The following is a 19208-nucleotide window of genomic DNA, read 5'->3' as shown; positions in this document are numbered from 1 at the left end:
ATCTTTTTCTCGACCTGACCCCCAGTCAGCGGGGTCCGTCTTCCCGGCCGTTGGGCCGTTCCGACGAGTGAGACTTTAGCGGATTCCCGGCTCCCGACCTAATCGGGGCCCTGCTCCCTTTCGGGCGCGGATTCCTCATTTCGCGAATACGCATACCAATGACGCGCCAGCAGACAGACTTCTGACTCGATCAGTAGTGGTACTTGCGGAATGGCTGTCCGGGGACCGACCGGAGTCGGCGCTCACGTCGGACAACTCGGAGAACAGTACGGATCCCACCGGGGTGTGTCAACTCGCTGCCCTGCCCGTCCCCGGGGCGTAGTCTTGCCCCCATGACCACGCGTACGTACAGCCAGTTCTGGTGGGCCGCCTGACGGCGGCCGACGCTACGTATGCACTCGACGGCCGCCGCCCCGGCGGCCGTTCTGCTTTCTCCCTCCAGGACTCCGAGGGCGGCCGGCCGGGGACGGCGGCCCGGGCCAGGAGCAGGGAGAAGAGATGAGACGGGTCTTCAGTGGGGTCAAGCCGACCGGGCATCTGACGCTGGGGAACTACCTGGGGGCCATGCGGCGGTGGGCCGCGGTCGACCAGCACCAGTCCGACGCGCTGTTCTGCGTGGTGGACCTGCATGCGCTGACCGTGGACCACGATCCGGCGCGGGTGCGCAGGCTGAGCAGGCAGTCCGCGACGTTGCTGCTGGCGTCAGGGCTTGATCCGGAGCTCTGCACGGTGTTCGTGCAGAGCCATGTGGACGAGCATGCGCGGCTGTCGTATGTGCTGGAGTGCGTGGCCACGGACGGCGAGATGCGCCGGATGATCCAGTACAAGGAGAAGTCGGTGCGGGAGCAGCGGCGGGGCGGGAGCGTGCGGCTGTCTCTGCTGACGTATCCCGTGCTGATGGCGGCGGACATCCTGGCGTACGGGGCGGACGAGGTGCCGGTCGGCGACGACCAGGCGCAGCACGTGGAGCTGACGCGGGATCTGGCCGCGCGGTTCAACCAGCGGTACGGGCACACCTTCGTCGTGCCGCGGGCCACCCATCCGGCGGTGGCTGCGCGCGTGATGAATCTGCAGGACCCCCTGTCGAAGATGGGCAAGAGCGATGACACGGGGCCGGGGATCGTCTATCTGCTGGACGAGCCCGACGTGGTGCGGAAGAAGATCATGCGGGCGGTGACCGACAGCGGGCGGGAGGTCGTGTACGACAGGGAGGCCCGGCCGGGGCCGGCGAATCTGCTGGAGATCCTCGCGGCGTGCTCGGGTGGGAACCCGGAGGCCTTGAGCGGTGCATATGAGTCGTACGGCGCATTGAAGAGGGACACGGCGGAGGCCGTGATCGAGCTCCTGAGGCCCGTGCAGGAGAGGCACAAGGCGTTGTGCGCGGATCCTGGCTTCGTGGAGGAGGTGCTGCGGGATGGTGCGGAGAGGGCTCGGGGCATGGCCCGTCCGACCGTGGATGCCGCTTACCGGGCGATCGGCTTGTTGCCGGCGGGATCGGAGACCGCGGCGCCCGTGCTGAACGCGGCCCGATAGGCACGAGGGCTGGTGGCGAGGCGCGATGCGAAGTGCTGGCGCATGGTGACCTCGCTGCCGAAGCCCGCCCGGCGGGCGACCTCGGGCATGGGGAGATCGGTGCGCTCCAGAAGGCGCTGAGCTGCGGCGATGCGCTGGTCGAGGAGCCAGCGCAGCGGTGTGGTCCCGGTGGCCGCGGTGAAGTGGCGGGCGAAGGTGCGCGCGGACATACCGGCGTGGGCGGCCAGGCCGGCGACGGTGAGCGGTTCGTCGAGGTGCCGCAGGGCGTGCTCGCGTACGGCGGCGAGGGCGTCGGCGTCGCGGTCGGTGCGCGGGGTGGGGTGCTCGATGAACTGTGCCTGGGTTCCGGTGCGGAAGGGGGCGGTGACCATGGAGCGGGCGATGACCGCGGCGGCTTCGGCTCCGTGGGCGAGGCGGATCAGATGGAGGCAGAGGTCGATGCCCGCGGCGGTGCCGGCCGCGGTCCAGATGTTGTCGTCCTCGATGAACAGGGCGTCGGGGACGACGGTGACGTGGGGATGGTGTGCACGGAAGAGGTCGATCAGGTTCCAGTGGGTGATGGCGCGGCGGCCGTCGAGCAGGCCGGCCTGGGCGAGGGTGAAGGCGCCGCCGCACAGGGCGGCGATGGGGGTGCCCCGGGCGTGGGCGCGGCGAAGGGCGTCGAGGACGAGGGGTGGTGCGGGCGTGAGGTGGTCGTCGAGTCCGGGGACGAGGACGAGGTCGGCGCCGGTCATCCAGGTGAGGGAGCGGTCGGGGAGAAGGGTGAGACCGCCGCGCATGGGGACGGGCCGGGTGTCGGGGGCGACGCGGTGCAGGTCGAAGGCGGGTGCGCCGCGGTCGGTGCGGTCGGGGCCCCAGACCTCGGTGATGACGGAGACGTCGAAGGCGCGGATGCCGGGGAAGGCGACGAGGGCCACGCGGTACGGGTCGCGCGGGCGGGCCGTTTCGGGGGCGCTCTCCATGGATGGCAGTAAACCATCGATCGCTGACTTTCGTACCCCTGGGGCGTGGAGCGGTGGGACGCGACGATCGGAGGCATGGATATCGCGGAGAACGCAGCGTTGGTGGTCGTCGATGTGCAGCAGGGCTTCGAGGACCTGGACTTCTGGGGGACGCGGAACAACCCCGGAGCGGACGAGAACATCGCCTCGCTGATCGACGCCTGGCAGGCGTCGGGCCGGCCGGTGGTGTTCGTGCGGCACGACTCGGTCGGCCCGCGGTCGCCGTTGCGGCCGGGGCAGCCGGGCAACGCCTTCAAGCAGTACGTGGAGGCTCGGCGCGGGAAGGGGGGTGCGGAGGCCGAGCTGCTGGTGGCGAAGAGCGTGAACTCGGCGTTCTACGGTTCGCCGGATCTCGACGCCTGGTTGAAGGGTGCGGGGATCTCGCAGATCGCGGTGGTCGGCATCCAGACCAACATGTGCGCGGAGACGACGGCCCGGATGGGAGGAAACCTGGGGTACGACGTGCTGTTCGTGTACGACGCGACGTACACGTTCGGTCTCGAGGGGCCGTTCGGCTGGCGGCGCGAGGCGGAGGAGCTGGCGCAGGCGACGGCGGTGACCCTGCACGGAGGCGGCTTCGCCCGGGTCGTGACGACCGGGGAGGTCCTGGACGCCGCGGGATGACCGTCCCGTGCAGGGGGTGACGTACGTCAGTCCTTGGTGCCCGAGGCGAGTTCGCGGCTGCGGTCGCGGGCGGCTTCGAGGGCGGCGATGAGGGCGGCCCGCACACCGTGGTTCTCGAGTTCGCGGATGGCGTTGATGGTGGTGCCGGCGGGGGACGTCACGTTCTCGCGGAGCTTGACGGGGTGTTCGCCGCTGTCGCGGAGCATCGTCGCGGCGCCGATGGCGGACTGGACGATCAGGTCGTGTGCCTTGTCCCGGGGCAGGCCGAGCAGGATGCCGGCGTCGGTCATGGCCTCGACCAGGTAGAAGAAGTACGCCGGGCCCGAGCCGGAGAGGGCGGTGCAGGCGTCCTGCTGGGACTCGGGGACGCGGAGCGTCTTGCCCACGGCGCCGAAGATCTCCTCGGCGTGGGCGAGGTGGTCGGCGGTGGCGTGGCTCCCGGCGGAGATGACCGACATGGCCTCGTCGACGAGGGCGGGGGTGTTGGTCATGACGCGGACGACCGGGGTGCCGGGGGTGAGGCGTTCCTCGAAGTAGGACGTCGGGATGCCCGCGGCGCCGCTGATGACCAGGCGGTCGGCGGGGACGTGCGGGGCGAGCTCGTCGAGGAGGGTGCCCATGTCCTGGGGTTTGACCGTGAGGATCAGGGTGTCGGCGGACTTGGCGGCGTCCTGGTTGGAGACCGGGGTGACGCCGTAGCGGGTGCGGAGTTCGTCGGCCCGGTCCCGGCGGCGGGCGGTGACCAGGAGGTCGGCGGGGGCCCAGCCGGCGCGGATCATTCCGCTGAGCAGGGCTTCACCGATCTTGCCGGTGCCGAGGACTGCGACTTTCTGGGTCATGGCTGTGGGTGCCCTCCGGGGGTGCGTCGTCCCTCGTCATCCTCGCATCCCGGGGGCCGGTGGGGGCGGGGCGTCCGGTGGGCGGGACGCCCGGGTGGCGGGCCGTCGCTGATTCACACCGTCCGGCGTTTCAACGTGGCCGCGCCCAGGGCGAGGACCAGCACCGCGCAGCCCGCGACGATCGCGGTGTCGCGGACGAAGGCCGTCGTCATGTCGGTGTGCCGCATGACCTCGTTCATGCCGTCGACGGCGTAGGACATGGGCAGGGCGTCGGAGATGGTCTCGAGGACGGGGTGCATGTTCTCGCGTGGGGTGAACAGGCCGCAGAGGAGCAGCTGGGGGAAGATCACCGCCGGCATGAACTGGACGGCCTGGAATTCCGAGGCCGCGAAGGCCGAGACGAAGAGGCCGAGGGCCGTGCCGAGGAGCGCGTCGAGGAGGGCCACCAGCAGGAGCAGCCAGGGGCTGCCGATGACGTCGAGGCCCAGGAACCAGAGGGCGAGGCCGGTGGCGAGGGCCGACTGGATGACCGCCAGGGTGCCGAACGCGAGGGCGTAGCCGGCGATGAGGTCGCCCTTGCCGAGGGGCATGGCGAGGAGGCGTTCCAGCGTGCCGGAGGTGCGTTCGCGCAGGGTGGCGATCGAGGTGACCAGGAACATCGTGATGAGCGGGAAGATCCCGAGGAGTGAGGCGCCGATGTTGTCGAAGACGCGCGCGCTGCCGTCGAAGACGTAGCGGAGCAGCAACAGCATCAGGCAGGGGACCAGGAGCATCAGCGCGATGGTGCGCGGGTCGTGGCGGAGCTGGCGCAGGACCCGGGCCGCGGTGGCGGTGGTGCGGGAGAGGTTCAGGGCGCGGGGCGCGGCGGGTGCGGACGTCGCGGGGTGGGTGGTGCTCATCGGGTGCTCTCCTTCGTACCGCCGGCCGCGGTGGCCTCGTCGACCAGGTGGAGGAAGGCGTCCTCGACGGTCTCGGAGCCGGTGCGGGTGCGGAGGGCGTCGGGGGTGTCGTCGGCGAGGATCTCGCCGGCGCGCATGAGCAGGAGGCGGTGGCAGCGCTCGGCCTCGTCCATGACGTGGGAGGAGATCAGCAGGGTCGCGCCGCGTTCGGCGGCGATGGTGTGGAAGAGCTGCCAGAGGTCGCGGCGCAGGACGGGGTCGAGGCCGACGGTGGGTTCGTCGAGGACCAGGAGTTCGGGGGTGCCGAGGAGGGCCACGGCGAGGGAGACGCGGCTGCGCTGGCCGCCGGAGAGGCTGCCGGCGAGGACGTCGGTGTGGGTGGTGAGGTCGACGTCGGCGATGGCCCGGGTGACGTTCTTGTGGCGGCGGCCGGCGGCGGCGCGGCCGGGGTCCGCGATCGCGGCGAAGTAGTCGAGGTTCTGGCGGACGCTGAGGTCGTCGTAGATGGAGGGGGCCTGGGTGACGTAGCCGATGCGGGTGCGCAGGGTGGGGTGGCCGGCGGGGCTGCCGAGGACGTCGAGTGTGCCGCTGACCTTGGCCTGCGTGCCGACGACGGCCCGCATCAGGGTCGACTTGCCGCAGCCGGAGGGGCCGAGGAGGCCGGTGACCTGACCGCGCGGGACGGTGAAGTCGAGGCCGCGCAGGACGGTGCGGGGGCCTCGGACGACGGTGAGGCCCTGGGCGCGGACGGCCGGTTCCTCCGGTGGGCGGAAGGAGTAATTCATCATGCGATGAATAATCCTCCCGCTCCCGGGGAGGCGTCAAGCCGTCGACGCCGGGGGCGTGGTCGCGAGGAGGAGGACGACGTCGTAGGTCTCCTCGACGATCCCGTCCGGGAAGACCCGCAGGACGTGCCGTCGCTCCTCGGCGAGGTAGGCCGCGATCCGCGTCCTGGGTCAGGAAGACCGAGTGGCTGCCGATGTTGGCCAGGTGGGTGTCGATGGGCACGCGACGGCTCCAGCGGATGTCGCGGCGGCGCAGGTCGAGGCGGCCGGAGGGGTCGGCGACGTGGGCGCCGATGCCGCGTTTCTCGGCGAAGAGATCGAGGCCGAAGTGGCGGTCGATGCGCCCGGCCGCCTCACCGATCCACGGCACGTCGACCGCGTCGGTGTTCCACCACAGCGCGAGTGCGCCACCGGGGCGGAGGACGCGCAGCGCTTCCGGGACAGCACGGTCGGGGTCGGTCCAGTGCCAGGCCTGGGCGTAGGTGAGCAGGTCGGCGCAGTGGTCGGCGAGGGGGAGCGCGTTGCCGTTGCCCCGGACGACCGGCACGTCGGGGAGGGCGCGGCGGAACTCGGCCGCCATGCCGTCACCGGGCTCGACGGCGATCACATCGGCGCCGCGCGCGTGCAGGAGGGCGGTCGCCATGCCCGTGCCGGCGCCGACGTCCACGACGCGGGAGCCGGCGAGGGGGCGTGCGGTCAGCTCCTCGATCGTGTCGAGGAGCGCGGCGGGGTAGGAGGGGCGGTTGGCCGCGTACTGGGCGGCGGCTCCGTTGAAGGAGTGGGCGCGGGCGGTGCGGGCGACCTGATCTGCGCTCGATGTCGTCATACCGCCGTCGTGGCCGTACGACGAGCACGTGCCAGAGGCTTTCCGGTGAGGTCAGGAGCGGCGGCGGCGCTTTTTCGACGGGTTGCCCGAGCGGCGGGTGGTGCGCTTCTCGTGGTCCTCGCGGGCCTTCTCGTACTCGGCGCGGTGCAGCCTCTCGCCCGGGGCCTCGATGAGGGAGCGGAAGAAGTAGGCGAGGAGGGAGCCGATGAACCCGATGGACAGGAGGCCGCGGAGGGATGCCTGGCGGTCCGGGTCGGGGCGGGTGGTGAAGGCGGACCAGGTGTGGCGGAAGGCGAGCGCGCTGCAGATCGCGAACATCACGACCATCAGCAGCGTGACGAAGCTGCCGACATCGGCGATCTCGAGCCCCTGGTAGGCGATGCGCAGCACGAGGCAGGCGGCCACCGCCGCGGCCAGGGAGCCGACGGCGACGCCGACGCGGCGGCCGGTGTAGCCGCCGGAGTGGTCGACCCAGGTCGTGCCGAAGAAGCGGATGGGCTCGGGCTGGGGGCCGGCGGGCGTGCCCGGGGAGCCCGCGGTGCTGTCCGGGGTGCCGTTCTCTGCGCTCACGCGTCGATTATGGCTCCGGGGGCGCCGCGGGCTCCGGGTGGGATCAGGCGCAGCGCGGGGCCACGTACCCGTCGCTGCCGGTGCGGACGTACGCGTCGGAGACGTACTGGCCGTTGCCGATGTTGTCCCAGATGTTCGAGGTGCCGTACGGGCCCGACACCCACGTACCCGGCGTCTGGCAGCGGATCGAGACCCAGGCGCCCTCGGTCAGGACCCGCACGACCGGGTAGCCGGTGCCGGGACCGCTGCGGACGTTCAGCTGGTAGCCCGGTGCCACCGGGTAGGAGGCCGTGGCGGCGGCCGTGGTGATGTTCTCCGTGGTCGCCTTCTCGTCCCCGCTCGCCGTCTCCTGCGTCTGGTCGACAGACATGACACAACCTCCCCCGTTGCACCCCACGACTGTCGTGGGGTCCCGTTGATTCCCTGATAACAAGCCATGAAACACCAGTTCGTCACTCGCACGCGGAGGCGGGCAAGCCGCCTCGGTGCCGCACGCGCCATCGACTAGGCTCCGAGCGTCGCGCGCGCGGACGAACAGCACGGGGGTGGTTCCATGGCGCCGCAGCGGAACAGCGGAGCGGGCGCGGAAGCGGAACTTCCGGAGTACGCCGGTCACTACCGTCTGGAGTCCTGTCTGGGCTCGGGCGGCATGGGCGTGGTGCATCTGGCCCGGAGCACCTCCGGCATGCGGGTCGCGGTGAAGGTGGTGCACGCCCGGTACGCCATGGACCCCGAGTTCAGGGGGCGCTTCCGGCAGGAGGTGGCGGCGGCGCGGCGGGTGAGCGGGGCGTTCACGGCACCGGTCGTGGACGCCGATCCCGAGGGCGGGCGGCCGTGGATGGCCACCCTGTACATCCCCGGACCGACGCTCTCCGAGCGGGTGAAGCGGAACGGCCCCCTGGACCCGGACCAGGCGCGTCGGCTGATGGCCGGGCTCGCGGAGGCGCTGCGCGACATCCACCGGGTCGGGGTGGTGCACCGGGACCTCAAGCCGAGCAACGTCCTGCTCGCCGAGGACGGGCCGAAGGTCATCGACTTCGGCATTTCCCGGCCACGGGACAGCGAACTGCGGACCGAGACCGGGAAGCTGATCGGCACGCCGCCGTTCATGGCGCCCGAGCAGTTCCGCCGGCCCCGCGAGGTGGGCCCCGCGGCCGACGTGTTCGCCCTCGGCTCGCTCATGGTGCACGCGACGACGGGGCGCGGTCCGTTCGACTCCGACAGTCCGTACGTCGTCGCCTATCAGGTCGTGCACGACGAGCCCGATCTGACGGGCGTTCCGGAGTCGCTCGCGCCGCTGGTGCTGCGGTGTCTCGCCAAGGAGCCCGACGACCGGCCCACGCCGGACGAGCTGATGCGTGAGCTGCGGTCGGTGGCGGCGGCCTACGACACGCAGGTGTTCGTGCCGGCGCAGCGGACGGAGGAGCCGCGCGAGGAGGCCGCGCCGGAGCCTTCGGCGGACGCCCCCGCGCGGCGTCTCGGCAGGCGGGCGGTTGTGGTGGCCGGGGCGCTCTGCCTCGCCGTGCTCGGCGGGCTCACGGCGCTCCAGGTGTCCGGCGGCACGGAACCGGCGCGGCGGACCACCGCCGCGCAGAGCGTGCCGGGCGGCTTCGGCGTGTGGGAGACGGCCCTCGACTCCGAGGGCGGCGGCATGCCCCAGTGCTCGTACGGAACGGGGGAGCTGCTGTGCGCGCTGCCCGGTTCGGTGCTCGCCCTCGACCCGGCCGACGGCCGCACGCTGTGGCGGCACGAGGTCGGGGGAACCGCCCGGAGCGAACCGCCGCTCCTGTCGGGCGGCCTCGTCCAGCCCTCCCTCGACCGGACAGGCGACCTGGAGGCGCTCGATCCGGCCACGGGAGAGCCGGTGTGGCGGAAGGACCCGCCCGAGTACGACGGAGTGCGGGCGGTCGGCGGCACGCTCCTGCTGACCCGCGCCGACGGGACGGTCACGGGCGTGGACGGCGCCTCGGGCGGGACCAGGTGGTCCCACCGGATTCCCGGGCAGGCCGTGCCGTACTTCTCCTCGTTCGCCGGGGAGCGCGGGGAGCCGTCCGCGTACGCGACGAGTCCGTCCGGGGACGGGAGCCGGACGCGGGTCACCGCGGTGGATCCGGCGACGGGCGACGTGCGGTGGGCCGCGGAGCTGGAGGGGGAGCTGACGCCTGTGGGCGCGGCGGACGGGGCCGTGTACCTCGTCGTCGGCGGTGAGGTGTACGGGGACGCGACGGCCGTGCTCCGCTACACACCCGGCACCGGGGCCACCCGCCGGGTGGAGCTGCCGGTGCCGGTCGCGCAGGCGCAGGCCGGGGTGCGCGGGGAGACCGTGTACCTCATGGGTGCGGGCGGATCGCTGGTCGCCGTCGACATGGCGGCGGGGACGCAGCGGTGGCGGCTGGAGACGGGCGTGAGCCGGGGCTCGGAGCCCGTCTCCGACGGGCGGCACGTGTACGTCACCGCACCAGACGGACGGCTGCTGGGCGTCGACGCCCGCCGGGGGAAGCTTCTCGGGCAGACCCGGCCACGGCTAGGCGCCGACTCCGACCGTGTGCCCGCCGCGCTGCCCGCACCCGTGCTCGCGGGCGGCCACGTCTACGCGGGCGCGCCCGACGGCACCGTGTTCGGGGTGGCGGGACGGGACCCGGCCGACTGGTGAACCAGGGGGACTGCGCCGGGGAACGGAGGCGCGAGCGCGAGCCGGTGATCGCGTACGGCATGTGCACGCGTCCGTGCCCCCGCGGGACCGGGTGTGCGGGCGGGGACGGGCGGGGTGCGGCGGCCCGGAGCGGCGAGGGCCGCCCCCGCGGTGCGGAAGCGGCCCTGCTCGCGGCCCGGTGAGGCTCGGCGTGTGGCTCGGCGTGTGGCTCAGCCCAGCTTGCTGACGTCCCGCACCGCGCCCTTGTCCGCGCTCGTCGCCATCGCCGCGTACGCCTTCAGCGCCGCCGAGACCTTGCGGTCGCGGTTCCGTGGGGCGTACCGGCCGTCCAGGGCCTGCTCGCGGCGGGCCAGTTCCGTCTCGTCGACCAGCAACTCGATCGAGCGGTTCGGGATGTCGATGCGGATGCGGTCGCCGTCCTCGACGAGGGCGATGGTGCCGCCCGAGGCCGCCTCCGGGGAGGCGTGGCCGATGGACAGGCCGGAGGTGCCACCGGAGAAGCGGCCGTCGGTGATGAGGGCGCAGGCCTTTCCGAGGCCGCGGCTCTTCAGGTACGACGTCGGGTAGAGCATCTCCTGCATGCCGGGGCCGCCCTTGGGGCCCTCGTAGCGGATGACGACGACGTCGCCCTCCTTGACCCGCTGGGTGAGGATCTTCTGGACGGCCTCCTCCTGCGACTCGCAGACGACCGCCGGGCCCTCGAAGGTCCAGATGGACTCGTCGACGCCGGCCGTCTTGACCACGCAGCCGTCGACCGCGAGGTTGCCGCGCAGGACGGCCAGGCCGCCGTCCCTGGAGTAGGCGTGCTCGGCGGAGCGGATGCAGCCGCCCTCGGCGTCCTCGTCCAGGGAGTCCCAGCGCTCGGACTGGGAGAAGGCCTCCGCCGACCTGACGCATCCGGGAGCGGCGTGCCACAGCTCGACCGCCTCCCGCGAGGGGGAGCCGCCGCGGATGTCCCAGGTCTTGAGCCAGTCCGCCAGGGACGGGCTGTGGACGGAGTGGACGTCCTCGTTGAGGAGTCCAGCGCGGTGCAGCTCGCCCAGCAGGGCGGGAATGCCGCCCGCGCGGTGCACGTCCTCCATGTAGTACGTGCGGTCCTTGGCGACGTTCGGGGCGACCTTGGCCAGGCAGGGGACGCGGCGCGAGAGGGCGTCCATCTCGGTGAGGCCGAAGGGGACCTCCGCCTCCTGGGCGGCGGCCAGCAGGTGCAGGATCGTGTTGGTGGAGCCGCCCATCGCGATGTCGAGCGCCATGGCGTTCTCGAAGGCAGGCGCGGTGGCGATGCTGCGGGGCAGGACCGAGTCGTCGTCCTGCTCGTAGTAGCGGCGGGTCAGGTCCATGACCGTGCGCGCGGCGTTCTCGTAGAGCGCCCTGCGGGCGGTGTGGGTGGCCAGGACCGAGCCGTTGCCGGGGAGGGAGAGCCCGATGGCCTCGGTGAGGCAGTTCATCGAGTTGGCGGTGAACATGCCGGAACAGGAGCCACAGGTCGGGCAGGCGTTCTCCTCGATGCGCAGGACGTCCGCGTCGGAGACCTTGTCGTTGGCCGCCTCGACCATGGCGTCGACCAGGTCCAGCGTGCGGACCGTGCCGTCGACCAGGGTGGCGCGGCCGGACTCCATCGGGCCGCCGGAGACGAAGACCGTGGGGATGTTCAGCCGCAGGGCCGCGTTGAGCATGCCTGGCGTGATCTTGTCGCAGTTGGAGATGCAGATCAGGGCGTCCGCGCGGTGCGCCTCGACCATGTACTCCACGCTGTCCGCGATCAGGTCGCGGGAGGGGAGGGAGTACAGCATGCCGCCGTGGCCCATGGCGATGCCGTCGTCGACGGCGATGGTGTTGAACTCGCGCGGGATGCCGCCGGCCGCGGTCACCGCCTCGCTGACGATCCGGCCGACCGGTGCGAGGTGGGTGTGGCCGGGGACGAACTCCGTGAAGCTGTTGGCGACCGCGATGATCGGCTTCCGTCCGATGTCCGCACCGGGTACACCGGAGGCGCGCATCAGGGCGCGGGCGCCCGCCATGTTGCGGCCGTGGGTGACTGTGCGGGACCTCAGCTCGGGCATCGTCGCTCGCTCCTTCGGAGAGTTGTGACTGTCGTCGAGCGTACGCCGGTCATTCAGGGAGTGGGACGAGGCGTCCGGAATGCGGGACGCATGTCTCGCCCGGCCGGGGCTCCGCGCGCCGGCCCCGAGGGTGTCAGCGGCCGGTCAGATGTCCCTGCACCACCGGGGCCACCCGTCTGATGATCTGCTCGGCATCGGCCGAGGCCAGCGGCTCCACCTTGATCACGTACCGGACCATCGCGATGCCGACGAGCTGGGCCGCGGCCAGCTCGGCGCGCAGTTCCGCGTCCGGGAGGTCGAGCCGTCCGGCGATACGGCGTAGCAGCTGGCCGGCGATCAGGCGGCGGAAGACCCCGGCCGCGGTCTCGTTGTTCACGGCGGAGCGGACGATCGCGAGCAGCGGGGCCCGCGTGACCGGGCTCTCCCAGAGTCCGATGATCATGCGGGTCATCCGCTCGCCCACCTCGTCGAGCGGCCCCTCGAGCACCTTGTCCCGCGCGGTGAACGCCGGTGCGAAGGCGACCTCGACGGCGGCCTCGAACACCTGCTCCTTGGTGCCGAAGTAGTGGTGCACCAGCGCGGAGTCGACCCCGGCCGACCTGGCGATCCCCCGGACGGTCGTCTTCTCGTACCCCCGCGAGGAGAACTCCTCCCTGGCCGCGTCGAGGATGCGGTCCCGGGTGCCGCCCGATTCCGTACGCCGAGGACGGCCGCGGCGCCGGGTGGCGCCGTCGCCCCGGGCGGAGGCGCCCGGGCCGTCGCTCGCGGTGACGCCGGTCACCGCCGGGGCACCCGGATGCCGGAGGACGCCAGGTGCAGGCGGGTGAACGCCAGCGCCTCGGCCAGATCGGCCTCGCGCTCCGCGCTCGACATGGCCCGGCGGGTGTTGACCTCGATGACGACGTGACCGTCGAAGCCGCTCGACGCGAGGCGCTCCAGCACCTCGGCGCAGGGCTGGTCGCCGCGGCCCGGCACCAGGTGCTCGTCCTTGGCGGAGCCCCTGCCGTCGGCGAGGTGGACGTGGCCGAGGCGGTCGCCCATGCGGTCGATCATCTGCAGGGTGTCGGTGCGCGCGGTCGAGGCGTGGCTGAGGTCGATCGTGAAGTGGCGGTAGTCCTCCTTGGTGACGTCCCAGTCGGGGGCGTACGCCAGCATCTCGCGGTCGCGGTAGCGCCAGGGGTACATGTTCTCGACGGCGAACCGCACGTCCGTCTCGTCCGCCATCCGCCAGATGCCGTCCACGAAGTCACGCGCGTACTGCCGCTGCCAGCGGAAGGGCGGATGGACGACGACCGTCCCGGCGCCGAGCTTCTCGGCGGCGACGCGGGCCCGCTGGAGCTTGGTCCAGGGGTCGGTGGACCACACGCGCTGCGTGATGAGCAGGCAGGGCGCGTGGACGGCCAGGACGGGGATGCGGTGGTAGTCGCTGAGCCTGCGCAGCGCCTCGATGTCCTGGCTGACCGGATCGGTCCACACCATGACCTCGACGCCGTCGTACCCGAGGCGCGCGGCGATCTCGAAGGCCGTCGCCGTCGACTCCGGGTAGACGGAGGCCGTCGACAGGGCGACCTTCGCATCCGGGATGCGGACTACGTCCCTTGCTTCTGCCACGAGCCTCAGGTTACGGGGTGCGGTCGGGTGGGCGCGGGGTGCCCGATGGCCGGTGTGGTGATTGCCATAGGCGGACGCTGACTCCCGCGCGGCCTTCGCGTCCGCGCGCCGGAGCCACGCACCGGGACGGCCGCGCGCCCTCCGAAGTCCTATCCCTGATCCATGTGGTCCAGGCGGCGGAGGATGACGCCCTCCCGCAGGGCCCAGGGACAGATCTCCAGGCGCTCGACGCCGAACAGGTCCATCGCACCCTCCGCGACCAGGGCCCCGGCGAGCAGCTGGCCCGCGCGGGCCTCGGAGACGCCGGGCAGCTCGGCGCGCTCGGCGGCGGACATGGCGGCGAGCCTCGGCACCCAGGCCTCCAGCGACTCGCGTTTCAGCTCGCGCTGGACGTACAGGCCCTCGGCGGAGCGGGCGGCGCCGGCGAGGCGGGCGAGCTGCTTGAACGTCTTGGATGTGGCCACCACGTGGTCGGGGGCGCCGAGGCGGCTGAAGTCCCCGACGGTGCGGGCGATCTCGGTACGCACGTGGCGGCGCAGCGCGCGGACGTCGTCCGGCTCGGGCGGGTCACCGGGCAGCCAGCCGGCGGTGAGGCGGCCGGCCCCGAGCGGCAGCGACACCGCGGTGTCGGGTTCCTCGTCGAGGCCGTAGGCGATCTCCAGGGAGCCGCCGCCGATGTCGATGACGAGCAGCTTCCCGGCCGACCAGCCGTACCAGCGGCGGGCGGCGAGGAAGGTGAGGCGGGCCTCCTCCTCACCGCTGAGAACCCCGAGCTCGACCCCGGTCTCCTCGCGCACCCGCGCGAGCACGTCGTCGGCGTTCCCCGCCTCGCGCACCGCCGAGGTGGCGAACGGCAGCAGCTCCTCCACGCCCTTGTCCTCGGCGGCCTGGAGCGCCTCCTGGACGACCGCGATCAGTCTGTCCACCCCGTCCGGGCCGATGGCACCGTCGTCGTCGAGGAGCTGGGCGAGGCGCAGTTCGGTCTTGTGCGAGTGCGCGGGCAGCGGGCACGCGCCGGGGTGCGCGTCCACCACCAGCAGGTGCACCGTGTTCGAACCCACGTCGAGGACACCGAGTCTCATGTACGGAACGCTACTGCCCGGAGCGCCGTGTGGTGCCCAGTCTGCGACGGCCGGGCCGGTCCCGGACGGGGTGCGGGCGACTTACCCTGGACGGGTGCCAAAGACGAAAAAGGCGAAGGACGAAAAGACGGACAAGAAGGCCAGGAAGGACAAGAAGGCCGGACTGACCGCGGGTTCTTCGCGGATGACAGCGCCGCAGACGCCGGGGAAGGCGCCGGTGGACGACGAGAAGGGCCTCGACTTCGCCCGCGCATGGGTGGAATTTCCGGATCCGGCGGACGACGAGCAGGTCTTCCGCTGCGACCTGACCTGGCTGACCTCGCGCTGGAACTGCATCTTCGGCAGCGGCTGCCAGGGCATCCAGGCCGGCCGCGCGGACGACGGGTGCTGCACCCTCGGTGCCCACTTCTCGGACGAGGACGACGAGAAGCGGGTCGCCGGGCATGTGGCGAGGCTCACTCCGGACATCTGGCAGCACCACGACGAGGGCAAGCGGGGCGGCTGGGTCTCCGAGGACGAGGACGGCGACCGTCAGACCCGTCCGTTCCAGGGCTCGTGCATCTTCCAGAACCGGCCGGGGTTCGCCGGCGGCATGGGCTGCTCGTTGCACATCCTCGCGCTCAGGGAGGGCCGCGAGCCACTGGAGACGAAGCCGGACGTGTGCTGGCAGCTGCCCGTCCGGCGGACCTACGACTGGATCGACCGCCCGGACGACACGCGCGTGCTGCAGGTGTCGATCGGTGAGTACGACCGTCGCGGCTGGGGCCCGGGCGGCCACGACCTGCACTGGTGGTGCACCTCGGCCACCTCGGCGCACGGCGCCGGGGACCCGGTGTACGTCTCCTACCGCGCGGAGCTGACCGAACTGATGGGCAAGGCGGGCTACGACCGTCTGGTCGAGCTGTGCGAGGAACGGCTGGCCTCGCAGCTCCCGCTGCTGGCGCCGCATCCGGCAGATCCCGCCTGACGACCGGACGTCTGACCCGGGCAGCCTGACGACCGGACGCCTGACCCGGGCAGCCTGACGACCGGACGTCTGACTCGGGCGACCGGACGACCGGACGTCTGACCCGGACGGCCGGACGACCCGACGTCTGACCCGGACGGCCGGACGACCCGACGTCTGACCCGGACGGCCGGACGACCCGACGTCTGACCCGGACGGCCGGACGACCCGACGTCTGACCCGGACGGCCGGACGACCCGACGTCTGACCCGGACGGCCGGGCGACCGGACGACCGGCCCCCGGACGCCGGACGCGCGGCACCGGTCGCGGTCTACGGCGCGGCCGGGCTCGGGGCGGTGCCGTCGGCCGTGGGCGACGGGTCCCCCTGGTCCGCCGTACCCGAGCCGGTCGCGACCGGCTCGCCGGGCGTCGACCCGGTGGGGGTGGGGCCGCCGGTCGTGGGCTCCGGGTCCGGTGAACCCGACGGGTCGCCGGGTGTCGGCTCCTGGGGCGCCGGTGTCGTGGGCGTCGGCTCCGGGCCGGGGGACGACGCGGGAGGGTCGCTCGGAGTGCCGGGGTGCGCGGTGCCCGGACCGCCGGGGTGGCCCGAGGGCGAACCGCCGGGAGCGGACGGGGCGGTGCCGTAACCGTCGATGGTGACGACGGAACCGGCGGGGGAGATCGCCACGGTGGCGCGCCAGTGGCCGGACGGCTCGCGCAACTGGTCGACGTGGACCCTGATCGTCACCGACTCCCCGGCGGCCAGCGTTCCCGACGACCGGCTCGGATAAAGCCAGGACGCTCCCGTCGAGACCGACCAGCGGACCGGCCCGGAACCCGTCGCGGTCAGGGTGATCAGCGTGGTGTCACCGCTGTGGCCGGCCGTGACGGCCAGCGCGGCGGTGCCCTCGTCCCCCGCGCCGGGGACACCGACGACCTCCACGGACACGTCCGCCTCTCCGTCCTCGCCGAAGCGGGGCCCGGGGCCGGTGCCGGCGTCCCCGGTGTTGCCCGTGTTCTCGTAGCCGGCGCCCGCCTCCTCGCCGTCGAGGTCGACGACGCCGCCGTCCTCCCGCGCGGAGGCCGCACGGCCGTCCCGGGCCTCACCGACGGGGGTGCCCCGGTAGGCGGCCCACAGCGCGAACACGGGGGCGGCGACGACGGTGGCGACGACGGTCGTCGTGACGGCACGCGTGCGCAGCCGGTCCCGGCGGGCGACCCGGTCCTTGGGGTCCACGGGGTAACCGCGCCGGTCGAAGCGAGGCGCGGCGCCGCGCGCGCGTGGGTGGTGCGCCATGGCCGCGTGCAGGGCCGGGCGCGGGGCCGGCAGGACGGGCAGCGCCTCCGGGCTGACGCTGCTGCCGGGCCAGCGGCCGGGGACGGCCCGTTCGGCTGTGCGGCGGCAGCGCGGGCAGTCGTCGACGTGCCGGACGAGCTCGCGGCGCAGGGTCGTGCCGAGCACGAGACGCCCGTCGCCGGTGAGATGCGCCACGCCGGGGCAGGTGCCGGTCTCGACGACGGCGAGCGCCGCGCGAGTGCGCTCCACCTCGCAGGCCGCGGTGGCCAGCAGCTCACGCGCGGCGGCCGGCTCCATGCCGAGCACGAGGGCGACCTCGTGGGCGGCGAGGTGGTGGCGCACGGCGAGTTCGAGCGCCTCGCGCTGCTCCGGGGTGGTCCCGGCGGCCTCCGGCCAGGCGAGTTCGGCCAGTTCCCGGCGGCGCCGCTCCCGGACCTCCTCGGAGACGGCCGGCGCGGTGGCCGTCCCGGCCGCCCGCCGCCGGCCGGCGCGGCCGACGGCGTGGGAGGTCCGGTGTCTCTGCCTGGCCTCCGCCAGGGTGCGCAGACACGCCCAGCGGGCCAGCGCGTACAGCCAGGCCCTGCGGCTCCCGAGGCCGTCCGGGACGTGCCGGCCGCGGCGCTCCGCGAGCGTCAGCGCGTCGGCCAGGGCGGCGGTCGCCGCGTCGTGGTCGCACAGCACGGACAGGCAGTAGGTGAACAGGCCGTCCAGGTGGGGCTCGTAGCGGCTGGGCGGACGCTGGGCCAGGGTGCGCGCGGCGCCGCGGTCGCGCGCTTCCCGGTGCGCCCGGCGTGCTCCGGTCGTGCGGGTCGAGGTGTCCGGGCCGCTGCTCGTCATTCGGCGACCGTAGGGGGCCCGGGGCGGGCCCTTCCGGAGCCCTGCGCACTTTTAATCCATACGGGTGAAACGATCCCTCAATCGGGGACAGGAACCTTTCGCCACCCGCGAGCCGGACCGTTCCGAGGGCGGCCCGGGGGCGTGGACGGCCCGTTGTCAGAGCCTGCCGCTACCTTTTCCGCATGGCTGCCCGTACGAAGACCACCAAGGACCGCCCGTCCTACCGCTGCACCGAGTGCGGCTGGCAGACGGCCAAGTGGCTCGGCCGCTGCCCCGAGTGCCAGGCCTGGGGGACGGTCGAGGAGTACGGCGCGCCCGCGGTCCGCACGACGACGCCCGGGCGGGTCACCACCTCCGCCCTGCCCATCGGCCAGGTCGACGGCCGTCAGGCCACGGCGCGTTCCACCGGCGTGCCCGAGCTGGACCGGGTGCTCGGCGGCGGGCTCGTGCCCGGCGCGGTGGTGCTCGTGGCGGGTGAGCCGGGCGTGGGCAAGTCGACGCTGCTGCTGGACGTCGCGGCCAAGTCGGCGAGCGAGGAGCACCGCACCCTCTACGTCACGGGCGAGGAGTCGGCGAGCCAGGTCCGGCTGCGCGCCGACCGCATCCACGCCATCGACGACCACCTGTATCTGGCCGCCGAGACGGATCTGGCCGCCGTGCTCGGCCACTTGGACGCGGTGAAGCCGTCCCTGCTGATCATGGACTCGGTGCAGACGGTGGCGTCCCCGGAGATCGACGGTGCCCCGGGCGGCATGGCGCAGGTCCGTGAGGTGGCGGGCGCGCTGATCCGGGCCTCCAAGGAGCGCGGGATGTCCACCCTCCTTGTGGGACACGTCACCAAGGACGGCGCCATCGCCGGTCCGCGCCTGCTGGAGCACCTGGTGGACGTCGTCCTGCACTTCGAGGGCGACCGGCACGCGCGGCTGCGCCTGGTGCGCGGGGTGAAGAACCGCTACGGCACCACCGACGAGGTGGGCTGCTTCGAGCTGCACGACGAGGGCATCACGGGCCTCGCGGACCCCAGTGGACTCTTCCTGACCCGCCGTGCCGAACCGGTCCCGGGCACCTGTCTGACCGTCACCCTGGAGGGCCGCCGCCCCCTGGTCGCCGAAGTGCAGGCGCTCACGGTCGACTCGCAGATCCCCTCCCCCCGGCGCACCACGTCCGGTCTGGAGACGTCGCGGGTGTCGATGATGCTGGCAGTGCTGGAACAGCGCGGCCGCATCAGCGCCTTGGGCAAACGGGACATTTACTCCGCCACGGTCGGCGGGGTCAAGCTCTCCGAACCGGCCGCCGACCTGGCCGTCGCGCTGGCGCTGGCGTCGGCGGCGAGCGACACCCCGCTGCCGAAGAACCTGGTCGCGATCGGCGAGGTCGGCCTGGCCGGCGAGGTGAGACGGGTCACGGGCGTCCAGCGCAGGCTCGCCGAGGCGCACCGCCTCGGCTTCACGCACGCCCTGGTCCCCGGCGATCCGGGCAAGGTCCCGGCGGGCATGAAGGTGCTGGAAGTCGCGGACATAGGGGACGCACTGCGCGTCCTCCCCCGCTCCCGTCGCCGAGAGGCCCCACGGGACGAGGAGGAGCGCCGGTAGACTTTGCCCAGGTCTCGCCCGTCCGTACGAACCGAGTGCGCGAAACGGG

Annotated in this window: 16 protein-coding genes and 1 pseudogene; 5 read left to right on the top strand and 12 right to left on the bottom strand. The window is 72.9% G+C overall.

All coding sequences use genetic code 11. The features are described from left to right. Positions 1 to 498: 498 nt before the first annotated feature. Entirely contained in the window at positions 499 to 1533 is a 1035-nt protein-coding gene (gene trpS / locus BU52_RS28540; protein ID WP_037939856.1) for a tryptophan--tRNA ligase, read from the top strand. Here the strand turns inward: trpS and BU52_RS28535 are convergent. Then, entirely contained in the window at positions 1464 to 2495 is a 1032-nt protein-coding gene (locus BU52_RS28535) for a GlxA family transcriptional regulator (protein WP_051858672.1), read from the bottom strand. The genes trpS and BU52_RS28535 overlap by 70 nt on opposite strands. Positions 2496 to 2570: 75 nt before the next feature. Between BU52_RS28535 and BU52_RS28530 the strand changes: the two genes are divergently transcribed. After that, entirely contained in the window at positions 2571 to 3158 is a 588-nt protein-coding gene (locus tag BU52_RS28530; protein ID WP_037939855.1) for a cysteine hydrolase family protein, read from the top strand. Positions 3159 to 3184: 26 nt separating this feature from the next. On the opposite strand, the gene proC is transcribed toward BU52_RS28530, so the two are convergent. The 6 genes and pseudogenes from proC to BU52_RS28505 all read right to left on the bottom strand — a co-directional run bounded on the left by proC (position 3185) and on the right by BU52_RS28505 (position 7447). Continuing rightward, complete coding sequence (gene proC / locus BU52_RS28525) at positions 3185 to 3997, bottom strand: pyrroline-5-carboxylate reductase (RefSeq protein WP_037939854.1); 813 nt, start codon at positions 3995 to 3997, stop codon at positions 3185 to 3187. Positions 3998 to 4110: 113 nt separating this feature from the next. After that, positions 4111 to 4896 (bottom strand): ABC transporter permease, encoded by a 786-nt coding sequence (locus tag BU52_RS28520; protein WP_037939853.1) that lies wholly within the window; start codon positions 4894 to 4896, stop codon positions 4111 to 4113. After that, positions 4893 to 5684, bottom strand: coding sequence for an ABC transporter ATP-binding protein (locus BU52_RS28515; RefSeq protein ID WP_037939852.1), 792 nt, complete (start codon positions 5682 to 5684; stop codon positions 4893 to 4895). Before BU52_RS28515 ends, BU52_RS28520 begins: the two co-directional genes overlap by 4 nt. A 33-nt stretch (positions 5685 to 5717) precedes the next feature. Continuing rightward, positions 5718 to 6507, bottom strand: a pseudogene (locus BU52_RS34255) (class I SAM-dependent methyltransferase). Positions 6508 to 6558: 51 nt separating this feature from the next. Continuing rightward, positions 6559 to 7077: a hypothetical protein gene (locus BU52_RS28510; protein ID WP_037939851.1), complete on the bottom strand. Its 519-nt coding sequence runs from the start codon at positions 7075 to 7077 to the stop codon at positions 6559 to 6561. A gap of 43 nt (positions 7078 to 7120) precedes the next feature. Beyond that, positions 7121 to 7447: an SH3 domain-containing protein gene (locus BU52_RS28505; RefSeq protein WP_037939850.1), complete on the bottom strand. Its 327-nt coding sequence runs from the start codon at positions 7445 to 7447 to the stop codon at positions 7121 to 7123. 183 nt (positions 7448 to 7630) lie between these two features. Here BU52_RS28505 and BU52_RS28500 point away from each other — a divergent pair, with 183 nt between their 5' ends. Beyond that, on the top strand, positions 7631 to 9730 hold the full coding sequence (locus BU52_RS28500; RefSeq protein ID WP_037939849.1) for an outer membrane protein assembly factor BamB family protein: 2100 nt from the start codon (positions 7631 to 7633) through the stop codon (positions 9728 to 9730). 209 nt (positions 9731 to 9939) lie between these two features. Here the strand turns inward: BU52_RS28500 and ilvD are convergent, their stop codons facing one another. The 4 genes from ilvD to BU52_RS28480 form a co-directional block, all read right to left on the bottom strand. Beyond that, the gene (ilvD, locus tag BU52_RS28495) at positions 9940 to 11793 is read right to left on the bottom strand and encodes a dihydroxy-acid dehydratase (RefSeq protein WP_037939848.1); all 1854 of its coding nucleotides are present in this window, start codon (positions 11791 to 11793) and stop codon (positions 9940 to 9942) included. Between the two features lie 133 nt (positions 11794 to 11926). After that, complete coding sequence (locus BU52_RS28490; protein ID WP_037939847.1) at positions 11927 to 12574, bottom strand: TetR/AcrR family transcriptional regulator; 648 nt, start codon at positions 12572 to 12574, stop codon at positions 11927 to 11929. Beyond that, positions 12571 to 13404, bottom strand: a complete 834-nt coding sequence (locus BU52_RS28485) for a sugar phosphate isomerase/epimerase family protein (RefSeq protein WP_037939846.1) — start codon at positions 13402 to 13404, stop codon at positions 12571 to 12573. Before BU52_RS28485 ends, BU52_RS28490 begins: the two co-directional genes overlap by 4 nt. A gap of 149 nt (positions 13405 to 13553) precedes the next feature. Beyond that, positions 13554 to 14486 (bottom strand): Ppx/GppA phosphatase family protein, encoded by a 933-nt coding sequence (locus BU52_RS28480; protein ID WP_037939845.1) that lies wholly within the window; start codon positions 14484 to 14486, stop codon positions 13554 to 13556. A gap of 94 nt (positions 14487 to 14580) precedes the next feature. Between BU52_RS28480 and BU52_RS28475 the strand changes: the two genes are divergently transcribed. Beyond that, positions 14581 to 15453: a hypothetical protein gene (locus BU52_RS28475; protein WP_037939844.1), complete on the top strand. Its 873-nt coding sequence runs from the start codon at positions 14581 to 14583 to the stop codon at positions 15451 to 15453. A 311-nt stretch (positions 15454 to 15764) separates the two neighbouring features. On the opposite strand, the gene BU52_RS28470 is transcribed toward BU52_RS28475, so the two are convergent. Beyond that, entirely contained in the window at positions 15765 to 17567 is a 1803-nt protein-coding gene (locus BU52_RS28470; protein ID WP_037939843.1) for a BACON domain-containing protein, read from the bottom strand. 182 nt (positions 17568 to 17749) lie between these two features. Between BU52_RS28470 and radA the strand changes: the two genes are divergently transcribed. Next, positions 17750 to 19159, top strand: a complete 1410-nt coding sequence (gene radA / locus BU52_RS28465) for a DNA repair protein RadA (RefSeq protein ID WP_037939841.1) — start codon at positions 17750 to 17752, stop codon at positions 19157 to 19159. Positions 19160 to 19208 lie beyond the last annotated feature (49 nt).

This window comes from Streptomyces toyocaensis, from assembly GCF_000725125.1.
In the GTDB taxonomy this organism is placed as follows: domain Bacteria; phylum Actinomycetota; class Actinomycetes; order Streptomycetales; family Streptomycetaceae; genus Streptomyces; species Streptomyces toyocaensis.
Note: the sequence above shows the minus strand (reverse complement) of the source record. Positions and strands in the feature narration are given on the sequence as shown.

Coding starts and splice junctions, on each gene's coding strand:
- trpS (WP_037939856.1), top strand. CDS start 499: ATGAGACGGGTCTTCAGTGGGGTCAAGCCGACCGGGCATCTGACGCTG.
- BU52_RS28535 (WP_051858672.1), bottom strand. CDS start 2,495: ATGGAGAGCGCCCCCGAAACGGCCCGCCCGCGCGACCCGTACCGCGTG.
- BU52_RS28530 (WP_037939855.1), top strand. CDS start 2,571: ATGGATATCGCGGAGAACGCAGCGTTGGTGGTCGTCGATGTGCAGCAG.
- proC (WP_037939854.1), bottom strand. CDS start 3,997: ATGACCCAGAAAGTCGCAGTCCTCGGCACCGGCAAGATCGGTGAAGCC.
- BU52_RS28520 (WP_037939853.1), bottom strand. CDS start 4,896: ATGAGCACCACCCACCCCGCGACGTCCGCACCCGCCGCGCCCCGCGCC.
- BU52_RS28515 (WP_037939852.1), bottom strand. CDS start 5,684: ATGATGAATTACTCCTTCCGCCCACCGGAGGAACCGGCCGTCCGCGCC.
- BU52_RS28505 (WP_037939850.1), bottom strand. CDS start 7,447: ATGTCTGTCGACCAGACGCAGGAGACGGCGAGCGGGGACGAGAAGGCG.
- BU52_RS28500 (WP_037939849.1), top strand. CDS start 7,631: ATGGCGCCGCAGCGGAACAGCGGAGCGGGCGCGGAAGCGGAACTTCCG.
- ilvD (WP_037939848.1), bottom strand. CDS start 11,793: ATGCCCGAGCTGAGGTCCCGCACAGTCACCCACGGCCGCAACATGGCG.
- BU52_RS28480 (WP_037939845.1), bottom strand. CDS start 14,486: ATGAGACTCGGTGTCCTCGACGTGGGTTCGAACACGGTGCACCTGCTG.
- BU52_RS28470 (WP_037939843.1), bottom strand. CDS start 17,567: ATGACGAGCAGCGGCCCGGACACCTCGACCCGCACGACCGGAGCACGC.
- radA (WP_037939841.1), top strand. CDS start 17,750: ATGGCTGCCCGTACGAAGACCACCAAGGACCGCCCGTCCTACCGCTGC.